General features: G+C 43.1%; 13 protein-coding genes. 10 read left to right on the top strand and 3 right to left on the bottom strand.

Features of this window, described 5'->3' with window-relative positions; all coding sequences use genetic code 11:
* The 3 genes from V6C11_RS15240 to V6C11_RS15230 form a co-directional block, all read left to right on the top strand.
* On the top strand, positions 1-471 hold a 471-nt coding region (locus V6C11_RS15240; protein WP_333532052.1), incomplete at its 5' end, for a BclA C-terminal domain-containing protein.
* A gap of 186 nt (positions 472-657) precedes the next feature.
* On the top strand, positions 658-1,485 hold the full coding sequence (locus V6C11_RS15235) for a hypothetical protein (protein ID WP_333532051.1): 828 nt from the start codon (positions 658-660) through the stop codon (positions 1,483-1,485).
* A gap of 273 nt (positions 1,486-1,758) precedes the next feature.
* On the top strand, positions 1,759-2,670 hold the full coding sequence (locus V6C11_RS15230; RefSeq protein WP_333532050.1) for a hypothetical protein: 912 nt from the start codon (positions 1,759-1,761) through the stop codon (positions 2,668-2,670).
* Positions 2,671-2,870: 200 nt separating this feature from the next.
* Here the strand turns inward: V6C11_RS15230 and V6C11_RS15225 are convergent, their stop codons facing one another.
* On the bottom strand, positions 2,871-3,173 hold the full coding sequence (locus V6C11_RS15225; RefSeq protein ID WP_333532049.1) for a zinc-ribbon domain containing protein: 303 nt from the start codon (positions 3,171-3,173) through the stop codon (positions 2,871-2,873).
* Between the two features lie 367 nt (positions 3,174-3,540).
* Between V6C11_RS15225 and V6C11_RS15220 the strand changes: the two genes are divergently transcribed.
* From V6C11_RS15220 to V6C11_RS15200, 5 genes are all read left to right on the top strand, one after another.
* Positions 3,541-3,681, top strand: coding sequence for a hypothetical protein (locus V6C11_RS15220; RefSeq protein ID WP_333532048.1), 141 nt, complete (start codon positions 3,541-3,543; stop codon positions 3,679-3,681).
* An 852-nt stretch (positions 3,682-4,533) separates the two neighbouring features.
* The gene (locus V6C11_RS15215; RefSeq protein WP_333532047.1) at positions 4,534-5,619 is read left to right on the top strand and encodes a transketolase C-terminal domain-containing protein; all 1,086 of its coding nucleotides are present in this window, start codon (positions 4,534-4,536) and stop codon (positions 5,617-5,619) included.
* 30 nt (positions 5,620-5,649) lie between these two features.
* Positions 5,650-6,423 carry a thiamine pyrophosphate-dependent enzyme gene (locus V6C11_RS15210; protein ID WP_333532046.1) on the top strand — a complete coding sequence of 258 codons (774 nt, stop codon included), beginning with the start codon at positions 5,650-5,652 and terminating at the stop codon, positions 6,421-6,423.
* Complete coding sequence (locus V6C11_RS15205) at positions 6,416-6,979, top strand: 2-oxoacid:acceptor oxidoreductase family protein (RefSeq protein ID WP_333532045.1); 564 nt, start codon at positions 6,416-6,418, stop codon at positions 6,977-6,979. The genes V6C11_RS15210 and V6C11_RS15205 overlap by 8 nt, the downstream gene beginning before the upstream one ends.
* A gap of 11 nt (positions 6,980-6,990) precedes the next feature.
* Complete coding sequence (locus tag V6C11_RS15200) at positions 6,991-7,242, top strand: 4Fe-4S dicluster domain-containing protein (RefSeq protein ID WP_333532044.1); 252 nt, start codon at positions 6,991-6,993, stop codon at positions 7,240-7,242.
* An 81-nt stretch (positions 7,243-7,323) separates the two neighbouring features.
* Here the strand turns inward: V6C11_RS15200 and V6C11_RS15195 are convergent, their stop codons facing one another.
* The gene (locus V6C11_RS15195; protein ID WP_333532043.1) at positions 7,324-8,460 is read right to left on the bottom strand and encodes a PRK06851 family protein; all 1,137 of its coding nucleotides are present in this window, start codon (positions 8,458-8,460) and stop codon (positions 7,324-7,326) included.
* Positions 8,461-8,859: 399 nt separating this feature from the next.
* Here V6C11_RS15195 and V6C11_RS15190 point away from each other — a divergent pair, with 399 nt between their 5' ends.
* Positions 8,860-10,158: a glutamine synthetase family protein gene (locus V6C11_RS15190; RefSeq protein WP_333532042.1), complete on the top strand. Its 1,299-nt coding sequence runs from the start codon at positions 8,860-8,862 to the stop codon at positions 10,156-10,158.
* 62 nt (positions 10,159-10,220) lie between these two features.
* Here V6C11_RS15190 and gdhA read toward each other — a convergent pair whose 3' ends face one another.
* A complete protein-coding gene (gene gdhA / locus V6C11_RS15185; protein WP_333532041.1) occupies positions 10,221-11,588 on the bottom strand; it encodes an NADP-specific glutamate dehydrogenase in 1,368 nt (455 codons plus the stop codon).
* A gap of 353 nt (positions 11,589-11,941) precedes the next feature.
* Here gdhA and V6C11_RS15180 point away from each other — a divergent pair, with 353 nt between their 5' ends.
* On the top strand, positions 11,942-12,517 hold the full coding sequence (locus tag V6C11_RS15180; RefSeq protein ID WP_333532040.1) for an ANTAR domain-containing response regulator: 576 nt from the start codon (positions 11,942-11,944) through the stop codon (positions 12,515-12,517).
* Positions 12,518-12,630 lie beyond the last annotated feature (113 nt).

Below are 12,630 nucleotides of genomic sequence, written 5' to 3'. Positions count from 1 at the left end.
GGAGACACCGGAGACACCGGACCTGCCGGGCCCGCCGGACCCACCGGCGCGCCGGGACCCAATCCCACCGCTACCGCAGGCTTTGCCGCCAATACCACCGGAGCAATTATTAACGTTTTGCTAGGGGGTACCTCCATTCCCCTGCCCAGTGCCAAACTGCTTTCTCCTGATATTACTGTTAATGGTGCCAATACCGTCTTTACCATAAACACTGCGGGACGCTACCGTATATCCTATCATATCAACACCGCCGCCAGTATTTTGATGGGTTCCAGGCTGATGATCAACGGTTCGGCCAATACCGCTTCAATCATATCACCCGTGGTATCCTTATCAGGGTATGCCAATGAAATTGTTATTGATTTAGCAGCCGGAGCTACGGTGTCGCTGCAATTTTTTGGCCTTATAGGGCTGACCGCTTTGTTGGGAAATTCAGCAGGGGCCTCTCTCATGATCATTCGTCTCAGTTAAGATAACCGGTAACGAAGAGTTTGTTTTTAATTTGAGGCTGCTGTCAGGAACCTTTCTGTTGCAGCCTTTTTCCATATATTGCCGGAATAAGCGGCCAATCCAGGCGAAAAACAGGAAGTAATCTAGTCGGGTATTCAGAAAATAAGTATAAAGGTTTTTGAATTGTGTCTGTAGGGAGGGTGTTTAATGTCGTTGCCCAATATTCCCAATATAACTCCCATCATTACGCTAGACCGGGAGGAAGCACTTACCATGCTCTTGGCCTCCATCGCCCTGGAAGAGATGGGACTGGCGCATATTATTAATGCAGAAGGAGAAAAAATTCAATATGTATTAAATACCAAAATAAATAAGTCGGTGTCCATTAAGGATATCCAAGAGGTCAACCAAGGGGTCGAAAAGGTGATACGAAGTACAACGAAGCTGCAAATGATCCTGCAGGAAAAACTGGAAAATGTTATTAGTTTGATTCATAAGAGACCGGAATTTCCTGATTCCCCCTGTTCCCCTCCGGAAAAACCCAAAGGCAAACCAGACTGCATCTTAACAGGCTCTGGAGAGGGCTGCGTGACAAATAAGTCGGACCTATTCTATCGGGGCATTGCTTCTGTAGAAAGTGGTGTATGCTCCGATTGCTATGACAAAGAAGTGACCCAGTCCTTAAAGTATAGTTTATGCAAAAAGGAGAAAGGCCATGCGGTTTTAGCGATCTTACTGGCCATTCCGGAAAGCATTGAGATTTGTTGCCCGAAAAGGCCTCAGCCATGCTCCGACATGGAAGGAACGGATACACTGATCATGAAAGGGCAGGGCGTTATGGCGATTAAGGAAGGGAGAAAAAGATTGGCACAGTGTACCGTTTATTTTACTCTTAGATTTTGGAGAGATGATTGCACGGCAAAATTTAAGATGATAATCGGTTCTCCCCATACTAAATTTAATCATAATAGTGGGATCGTTTCAGTTGAGTCAGGTAATTTAAGGGAAAAAATCAGGCCACAAAAAGAATACTAATATTTTCGTTTGGCTGACCATGAGCAAAGGCGATCAAAATTTAGGAAACTGGGTGAAAAAATAAAGACTACAGGATTCTTGTGCTAGTGAATAGCCAGAATCTTGTAGTCTATCAATGTGCAGCATGTAAAGTGACAAATCCGGCTGCGTTTGCTTGCTGGACAAGAATGAGGTTGGCAGGGCTGCAGGATAGATGATGTATACGCTTTAGGCGAAACATAAGAAAAACATTTACGTCTATAAGTTATAAGGCCATATACGAGGAGGAAGTAAATGAAGAAAATAATACCATGCATACTGATTTTGTTGTTAAGTATTGCTTTGTTTGGTTGTACAAATGGTGCAAGCAAGACGCCGGTCAAAGATGAACCCCGGCCAACCGAGATAAGCAATGAACAGGCCGTTGTGAGCCTAGTTAAAGACTTTGGCCAAAGACTCCAATTGGTTTCACTTCAAGCCTCCGAAGATATCCTGAGTGAAAGCATGCAAAAGAATTATGTAGACTTAGTTTCTCCTGGCCTGCTTACAGAATGGCAGAGTGATCCGCAAAATGCTCCCGGTCGGGAGGTTTCAAGCCCATGGCCCGATCGGATAGAAATTCTCGCGATGAAAAAATTATCGGGGGAGGCCTACGAGATTAAGGGGGAAATAATTGAAATAACAAGCTTAGAACAGACGAAGGGTGGCTTTGCCGGAAAGCAACCGATCAATCTGGTGGTTAAAAAGATTAAGGATCGGTGGTTGATTGATGATTTCACATTTGGCACGAGCGAGGCAAGTGACGCCATTGTGTATAAAAATACGCAATACGGTTTTAACTTTCCTTTGCCAACGAGTTGGCAAGGCTTTGCGATTGTAAATGACCAATGGAAAGGTTTGGCTCCGGGGGGTTCCCAAACGGAAAAGACCGTCCAAACTGGCCCCATCATTTATATCAGACATCCTCAGTGGAGTGTCCAAGATCCGCGACAGGATATCCCGATTATGATTTTTACTTTCGATCAATGGGATTCATTGCAGCAGGAAAAATTCCATATCGGTGGGGCACCCATGGGACCCATGGAGCTTGGCCGCAATTCTAGATACGTGTTTGCGCTTCCTGCACGTTACAACTATGCATTTCCCACAGGATACGAAGAAGTGGAAACGATTTTAAACCGCAACCCTCTGCTGCCAACCGAATGAAGTATTGCAAAATCTCTAGGTGTCAGCGAGACCTTAGTGGCTAAAAAATTAGCTGCCTTTGAGGAGCGAGTGGTACAGACAAATGGAATCGGACATACTTCATAAGTTGATCAGGTACAGGCCGGACCCGCTCTATTAGGAAGGGTTTTCATAAAATTAAAAGGCCGTATAGAATAATCTATACGGCCATAATCTTCTGACTACCAGTTGTTGCGGGGTCTGAAGCAATCGCGGCAATATACGGGCTTATCACCACGTGGTTGGAAAGGAACTTGGGTTTCTTTGCCACAGGCAGAGCAAATGGTGTCAAACATTTGACGATCTCTGTTGCGGTTGAAGCCACTGTTTCCTCTGTTGTTTTGAGCTTTACGAGCGGCACGGCACTCGGGGCAACGACCGGGTTCGTTAGTGAAACCCTTTTCGGCATAGAATTCTTGCTCGGAAGCAGTAAAAGCAAAGTCTACACCACAATCTTTACAGTTTAAAGTTTTGTCTTGGTACATGGAAAAACCTCCTCTAATAATTGCCCGTGCTAGGGACTAACAGTTTTCTAAAAATTCCCCTCAGCCAGTGGCAATAGAGAAAGTTCACCGTATATCCAAGCATTTTTCGAGCTGATTGTATTATACATCAGAAATAAAAGATAATGCAAGTTAACTAGGGTTATTATTTTTATTAAATAAAAATTTAAATATTAGTCATCTTTTATTACTCTGGGGCATAGACTAATTGGGTAACTACCTGTAGGGGGGAAGAAAATGAATAAGGAATTGATTGATGAAATACTAGATAGTATTGGCTTGGAGAGTATCTTACGAGAGAACGAACAAAGAGGTATAAAGGATAAAATTGCAGCTAAGGTGATAGCCAATGAATAATAAAACCGAGGATGGTAAGACCTATCCTCGGTTTTATTATTTAAACATCGATTTTCCCAATGAAAAAGCCTTAGGGGCGGTTTTGGGGCCCCTAGGGATGATGCAACAAGAACCTCCCTTTGCGGCATCTTGAATAGTTTGGGCCGTGGATTTCAAGGTTGTACAAAGGTGAGGGGAAATTTCAATATCTAATTTTGGGTGATGCATGGTATACCGGGTGTTTGCTGGACAACTTTTACATTTATCCTGTTGTAGTTTCATGAAATCCAATTGCCGTGAAGTGGGGCGAATGTAACCCTTTTCACAGTGTTCAAAGAAATTCTTTATACCCAAAGGATCGTCTTCCGCTGGGCAACTTAGGACAATTTCTACGGATTTAGGTTCAGTCGTAATATGAGAGGTAACTAATTCACAAACGGTCATTCCTAAAGTACCTTTTGCTTTTAGAGGACAGGTACAATTATCACAGGAGACTAAGTCCTGTTTGCAAGTCTTTCTAAGTTTTACAACTTCCCGAAAATTATTAACCTGTATCATGCAGACCTCCAATGTTGTTAATGGTTAAAAAATTGTGATAAATTACACATAGGCTTAGGCCCCAAAAGCTTTAAATGACATAGTTCGACATATATTCGAAAAATCCTTTTGCATGCTAACATTTTAATTTTTTTTTACTCGGTGTTTATTTTTTCACAAAAGCTTCTTTGAGCCTTTTAAGCCCAAAGAGGCTTTTTATTGAGCAAAAAAGTTTTTTTGTCATCTGTATAATCAGACGATGGTTTAAAATTTATTCAATTTTTCTAATTTTAAAAAAAGGAATATTCAGAAATGTATAGAAAGGCATATTTTACTACTTTATTTACTAGTACTTAGGTGCAGAGGTAATCTACAAAGGGAAATTATAAATTTTTATGTGAACTGATCTTGCTAGTAATGAGGTGGTTTCCTAAAAAGCTTTACTATAACAGGAGGTGTACTAATTCCTATGTCAGAAAAACCCATTATCGGAGAAAAGCGGGCTTTTATGACGGGTAACGAGGTAGTTGCCTGGGCTTGTTTAGCAGCAGGTGCCGATATTATGTACGGCTATCCCATTACCCCACAAAACGAAATTATGCACTATTGGACCCGTTTAATACCCAAGTATGATCGCAAATTCCTGCAAACCGAGGATGAATTGTCCGCTGGTTTTACCACCATCGGTGGTGTATTGGCAGGCCTTAAAGCCTTTACTGCCACTGCCGGCCCTGGTAACACCTTGATGCAGGAACCAATGTCTATGGCGGAAATGATGAGACTGCCAACGGTATCGATCGTACAGCAGCGTGGTGGCCCATCTACAGCCACTGTTATTTACTCCCAACAGGAAGTTACCATGACAACCCAGGGTGGTAATGGTGAAGGAATACGTATTGTGTATTCCCCAAGCAATCACCAAGAACTATTCGATTATACACTGAAAGCCTTTAATACTGCCTGGAAGTACCGTTTTCCCACCTTCGTATTAGGCGACGGTTATCAAGCCAAATTGCGTGAATCCGTAACCCTATATGATCCTGAGGAAAGGGGTTATGTCAGAGTACCCTCTGAAAAATATGTAGGTAAACCAGGTAGTATCGGTGTAGACCGTGAACCAGGTCTTTATCGTAATACCTTTAACACAGAGGAAGAACTCTATGATGTTTTACAACAACACTTTGCTGATTATGAAAAAATGGCACCGGAAGTAATCGAGTATGAGCAAGAAAATGTAGAAGATGCTGATTTGGTCATCATCGCTCACGGTGTTGTTTTCCGTGGCGTAAAGGATGCCGTAAAGGAATTAAGAGAAGCGGGCTATAAGGTAGGATTTTTCCGTCCCATCACTCTTCGCCCCTTCCCAGCAGAGCAACTGAGAGCAGTGGCTGATAAGACTAAAAAGTTATTGATTGCTGAGTCTGCCCAAGGCCAATTGGCAAAGTTAATTCAGTCTGCCATTTACGGTGCAACGGCAGAAATTGTGCCCCTCTTCCGCCCTGGTGTAGGTATCACCACAGAACAGATTGTAGCCAGAGCAAAAGAGGCACTATAGATTTTTAAAGCTAAGGAGGGAGGTTTCAACATGTCTGTGTCTTTACAACCTGCCATGCCGAAAAGCTGGCGTCCAGAATCAAAACCCCATAAATTTTGTCCCGGTTGTGGCCATGGTCTGGTACTAAAGTGCCTAGGTGAAGCCATTGATGAACTGGGAATACAAGATAGAGTCGTATTTGGCTGTGACATTGGCTGTTCCTTGCTGTCCTGGGATTTCTTTAACTGTGACAGCGTACAAACCCACCACGGTCGTACCACACCGGTAATGACCGGGATTAAACGCGCGAATCCCGACCTGATTACCGTTGCCTACATGGGTGACGGCGGCGGTTATGCCATTGGTATTGGCGGTATTGTCAACGCTGCTGCCCGGAACGAGAAGGTAACCGTACTCTTGGCTAACAACACCGTCTATGCTATGACCGGTGGTCAGATGTCCCCTTGTACCATGCCGGGACAAAAGGTGGAGACTGCCCCCTACGGTCGTGACCCAGAGGCCACCGGTATGCCAACCCAGGGTCCCGAAATGCTGGCTGCTATCACCGGAGAGGGAGCCTATGTGGCCCGCGGTACCACTGCTAATTTGAAGCAGCTAAAGGGTTATATTAAAAAAGCACTGCAAAACCAAATGGATGGCAGAGGTTTCTCCTTTGTGGAAGCACTGGCAGGCTGCCCCACCAACTGGCGCACCAATGCCGAGAAGACTTGGGCCTTTATCGAAAAAGAAATGCCTCAGTACTATAAGGTTGGAGAAAAGAAGAACCCCTTCGAGGTTAAAAAGGAGGTTCAGCAGAATGGCTAAGGCTGTTAAGATTTGCATGGCCGGTGAAGGTGGCCAGGGTGTTCAATCTGTGGCAGGGATTCTTGCTGATGCTGCCAATGAACTGGGTCGGGAAGCCCTTTATATACCAAACTTTGGTGTTGAGCAGCGTGGTGGTGTATCCATCGCCTTTTTACAAATTCATGATAAGCACATTGGTGCTCCGAAGTTTGACAAGGCAGATATTTTGGTTGCCCTAAGTGATCGTGCTGTACGCCGTTGCAGACAATATGTGGATGCCAATACTGTTTTTGTCTATGATGCCAGCATCCAAGGCGTAGAAAATGATTTACCTAAGGAAGGCGAGGCAAAGAAAGTATTAGCCATTCCCGCCTTAGAAATTTCCCAAAATGAACTACACCCCCGCGTATTTAACATTCTGATCATGGGTGCTGTAATTGGTGCCACCGGAGTTATCCCTGTGGATGCTGCCAAGTCTGCCATTGAGAAGAAATTGGGTTATAAATTTGAACAGAATCCTCAACTGCGTGAAATGAATTTTAAGGCCATTGAACGCGGCATTGAGCTGATGAAATAGGGGGGGAAATCATGGAATTCAGAGCTCAGACCCTAGAATTAACCAAAAGTGATTGGACTATTTTCCTTGGCCTGTGTAAGGGCTGTGGTTTGTGCATTCAGAAATGCCCCAAGAAGAGTCTATCCTTTTCCAAAAAGCTAGGCGTATATAGTACTCCGGCAGTGGAGAGCAGTGATGAGTGCAATGGCTGCGGCATTTGCCAGATGGTTTGCCCCGATGCAGCCATTTTTGTACAAAGAAAGTCTAAGAAAGCGGAAGAATAAGTCGATGTTCGTTGGTTAAGAGGCACGATAATAAGCAAAGCCGATAATCTCAAATGTGAGAATTATCGGCTTTTTCTTAATTTAAGTCGTTATTTCCTCCGCATATTTTAAAATCCGGGCCAGGGTTTCATCCCTTTTGGCACTAATTGCATCAAAATCCATGGTCGGTATATAAAACTGCTCTAATACATCATGCTCAGCTTTGGCTGCGGCGATGTAACTGATGGCACGACCAATGGCGGAGTGAAGTCTTTCGTTAGCACACTTAATTTCCCTCTCATAAGCAACTAAGACATCTTGCTTCAGGTGCTGGTTGAGATCTTTAATTTTTACCTTCTTCAAGCCGGGTATGCCTTGAAGTTTTAAATCAATACCGGGTATATCTTTCAAAACAGCTATTTTTAGCTCGGGGACAACTACTAAATCCACAGCCGTTGGTTCAAAGGCACAGTGATAAACTTCGGTGTTTAGCCCGTGCATATGCATTGCTTGGGCAATGGTGCCGACTACCTGAGAACCGATCGTGTGGGCATCTCCAGTAATAAAATACAATTTCTTAATACCATCTAAAATGGTTTCCAAATAATGGTCCTGACCCTTGGGTGTGATGGCAGTGCCAAATAGGTGTCTAGCAAAGGCTTCCTTTTCAAACTGCATCTTTTTTTCTTTAACTAAATCTTCCAATATATCTTCGGCGATGCTGTGGATCATTCCATTGACACCACCCATATTGATAGCCTCGGCATAATAACTATCCAATTCATCCTTGATAGCCTTAGCTTCATTTAATTGATGATAGGCAATTTTAAAAAGGCGTCCTACCCGGGTATTGGCCTTTATAATAAGATCCTTATTTTTCCTGATATTAGCTTCATTCCAATATTCACCTAAATTGATAACCTCATCCACCGCACCAGGGTTTTTGGGGTCGACCACGTGAGGGGCGGTGCCATCCAGCAAGGCCACACCAATTGAGGGGATGCATACCCCATCTAAGGAGCCATTATCCGAGGAGCAGCAGTGGTACTCAACATCATAGCCTTTATCCAACATTTGCTCCCCAATGTAGCGCATGAAAGTAGATTTTCCTACGCCTGGACCACCCTTGAGAACCAGGATACGGGTGGCATCCGGCTTGATAAGATAATCGTAGTAAGAGAAAAATCCGCGACTTGTATTGCCGCCGGGAAAAACTTTTTTAAGTTTTCCTTTACCCATAAATTTACCCCCTTGTAAAATTTCGAATCGATCAATAAGGCACCATACATTAGGGAAAACCATACCCTATGCGGTGCTTATGAGCGATTACCACGTTGTGACATCTAATATGTTTATTCTTATTAATTAATGATGATTGATATGATATTTTTTCGGGATAATTATGTATACAGGTACTGACTTTTAGCAGGTCTTTGGTTTTCTAACAATTGCTTTTCGTACTTGGTATCCTTATACTTTAAATAAGTCAATCCTTGTAGGAGAGATTTGGTAATAAAAATGCTTTAGAAACAGGGAAAACTTCCGAGCAATCGTGAATTGGAATTTGCCAGATCCATTCAGGAAGTAAGGATAGGGTAGGAACTTTCTTCATACAGTATCAGCAAGGGGGTAAACAAGATGCAGCCTTTAGCGGTTCAAGAAGTAATTGAAAGGGCACAGGAATGTCACGTAAAATTTGTCAGACTGCAATTTACGGATATTCAAGGTTCTTTTAAAAACGTTGCTGTCACAGTTGAAGAACTTGAAAGTGCGTTGCATTCCAAGATTAGCCTAGACAGTGCGGTGGTTGAGGGAAAATATGGAGTTCTTCAAAGGGATGTTTTTTTAAGACCAGATCCGAACACCTTTCAAGTCTTTCCTTGGCGTCCCCGGGAAGGGGCGGTGGCAAGATTAATTTGTGATATCATTGATGCAGACGGGAAGCCTTATCCTGGTTGTGTCCGAAGTAAATTAAGAGATTCGCTGGTATGGCTAAGAAAAAACAACTTTGAACTTACCTTTGGGGCAGAAATTGAATTTTTTCTTTTCCAAACAAATCAGAAAGGTCATCCTATCCCCTGTACCCACGATAACGCAGGCCTTTGTGATTTGACCCCTGTGGACTTGGGCGAGAATGCTCGCCGGGATATGGTGCTTACCTTAGAAGAAATGGGGTTTCAAATAGTCGCCAGTCACCATGAGAGTGCCCCAGGTCAACATGAAATTGTGCTGCGAGAAGATGAGCCCTTAAACATGGCTGATAAAATTGCTACTTTCAAATTTGTGGTACGGACCATTGCTCAACGGCATGGTTTACATGCGTCCTTTATGCCCAAGCCTTTGCCCGATTTTAATGGATCTGGCATGGCCTTGAGTATTTGTTTGCGGCAGGAAGGAAGGAATGCTTTGTATGATGCTGTGGCTCAATATGGTCTTAGTACACAGGGAGGTAGTCTTATTGCGGGAATAACCAACCATGCTTCTGCCATTACCGCTGTGATTAATCCCTTGGTTAATTCCTACAAACGACTGGGCTATGCCAATTTAGACCGTATTTTAAAAGGCTGGTCTGAAGGCAACCGCAATTCCATGATTCGTGTGCCAAGCCAGAGAGGTGACGATACTCGAATTGTTTTAAGAAGTTCAGATGCCACCTGTAACCCATACCTTGCCCTCTATTTAGTGATGCAAGCGGGGTCGATGGGGATAGAACATCGATTGCCCCTCCCAACCTCATTGGATGAAAATACGGTGGATCACAGAGTACCCAAAAATTTAGGAGAGGCCATAGAAGCCTTGGAGCGTGATGCGTATATTAAGGGAATACTTGGCCCGGTAATTTTTGAACGTTATTTGGATTACAAGAAACAGGAATGGGAGGATTTCCATAACCATGTGCATCCTTGGGAGATAGAAAAATATCTAACCAATTATTAATAAACATACGGTCCCAAGACATAAAAACACCCCACGACTTAAGTCATGGGGTGAAAAATTGACTAAATGACCCCTTGGGCCAGCATAGCCTCGGCAACTTTAATAAAGCCTGCGATATTAGCACCAACAACCAAGTTGCCAGGATAGCCATATTCCTCTGCGGCTTTAACGCTACTTCGATAAATGTTTGTCATTATATCATGTAACTTATTATCCACTTCTTCAAAGGTCCAGGATAGTCTCATGCTGTTTTGGGACATTTCCAGTGCAGAAACGGAAACCCCACCAGCATTGGCCGCCTTGGCCGGGGCAAAGAGGACATTATTCTTTAAAAATACATTGATAGCTTCCAGAGTGGAGGGCATGTTTGCTCCTTCACCAATTGCCTTTACCCCATTGCTTACCAGTGTCTTGGCTGAATTTTCATCGATTTCATTCTGAGTGGCACAGGGCATAGCGATATCACAGGGGATGGACCAGATGCCGGAGCAACCTTCAAAATACTCAGCTTCGGGATGTTCTTTGACATATTCGGATATTCTTTTTCTCTCAATCTCTTTTAGTCTTTTAACTGTTTTTAAGTCAATACCATTTTTATCATAGACATAGCCATTTGAATCACTACAAGCTACAACCTTGGCACCCAATTGGCTAGCCTTTTCTGTGGCATAGATCGCAACATTGCCTGAGCCAGATATGACCACGGTACTTCCGTTAAAGCTGAGGCCTTTGTCCTTCAACATTTCTTCTACAAGATAAACAGCACCATATCCTGTGGCCTCTTTTCTGGCTAAACTTCCGCCGTAGCTAAGTCCCTTGCCAGTTAACACACCGGCTTCATAGCCCCCGCGAATTCTTTTGTATTGACCAAACATAAAGCCAATTTCTCTTGCCCCAACGCCAATATCCCCAGCGGGAACGTCAATATCCGGTCCAATATATTTGCAAAGCTCGGTCATAAAGCTTTGGGTAAATCTCATCATTTCTCCGTCGGATTTTCCCTTGGGGTCAAAGTCTGAGCCACCTTTTCCACCACCGATGGGTTGGCCAGTTAGGGAGTTCTTAAGAATTTGTTCAAATCCTAAAAACTTCATGATACTGGCATTAACAGAAGGATGGAATCGAATACCACCCTTGTAAGGTCCGATGGCACTGTTAAACTGTACACGGAAACCACGATTCACCCTTGGCTTACCTTGATCATCAACCCAGGGAACCCTAAAAGTTATCATTCTTTCTGGTTCCACAAGTCTTTCCAAAATACTATTTTCCATGTATTCAGGATGCTTTGCCAATGCAGGGACAAGGGATTCAAGAATTTCCTTTACAGCCTGGTGAAACTCACTTTCGTTGGGATTCCTTCTTTGCACGGACTCATAAACCTCTTTTACGTAGGCTTGTGCTACTTGGACACTCTGTGGTGTAGTCATTTTCTACCGCTCCTTCTTTATTTATCGTTTTATGGCCTAAACAAATAGCATCGGTAAATGGTTTTTTCTTACATGACTATAATATAATTAATAATCCTTCAAAACAATATTTAACAGGAAATAATACAATATGATAACCATATTCCTTTAAAGATATTTTACCTTAGGGACAAAAAGAGACCCTGTCCGATCATGAAAATACGTTATTATTTAGATTTTCCTTAGTTATTTTGACAATTGCTTTTCGCGTTGGACATCCTTATACTTGATATGAGTCTACCAATAAAAGGATAGACATATCCATAGAATAAATAGTATCTTTATTCAAACGTCATGAAAATTGGGGTGTAAATATGTTTGGTAGGCGAGTTCTGCTGGCAGACCCGGACCCGGATTTTCGAAAAAGTCTTAAAAACACACTTCAACAGCATGGATACTTGGTGGTTGCGGAGACCGAAGATGGCCAAGGTACGCTACAGGCTGCCTTTCAGCATCAACCAGATATTGTACTAATGGAGGGGGAAATTCCAGGCAGTAGGGGATTGGAAATTGCCAGAACCATAGTTGAACATCATCTGGCCCCAGTGGTATTAATTACTTCCCAGACTCATCGGGAATTGTTGGAAGAGGCAAAGGTATCTTCTATCCTAGGTTTTTTAATTAAACCCATTGAGATTTTGAGTTTAATCCCTACATTGGAGATGGCTCTGGCAACCTTTAAGCGATTGGTTCGGATGGAGGAAGAAAACAAAAAGCTAAAGAAGAAGCTCGAGGAACAACGTTTGGTTGAACAGGCTAAAGGGCTGCTCATAGAGAAAAAGGGCTTTAATGAACAGAAAGCCCATCGCTATATGCAAAAGCTAAGTATGGATCGGTGTTGTTCATTGGCAAAGGTGGCCCAATTGATTATTGCTTCACTGACAAAATAAGCGTAGAGGTGTACCTTCTAAGTATACAATATATCAAGAGGCCCCTTATTGACTAAAGTACATCGTTATAGGTATAGTAAAGATACCAAGTAAATAACCAAAGGGGCAAAGGC

Source organism: Desulfotomaculum sp. 1211_IL3151, assembly GCF_036763075.1.
In the GTDB taxonomy this organism is placed as follows: domain Bacteria; phylum Bacillota; class Desulfotomaculia; order Desulfotomaculales; family Desulfotomaculaceae; genus Desulfotomaculum.
This window is presented reverse-complemented; position numbering and strand designations above follow the sequence as displayed.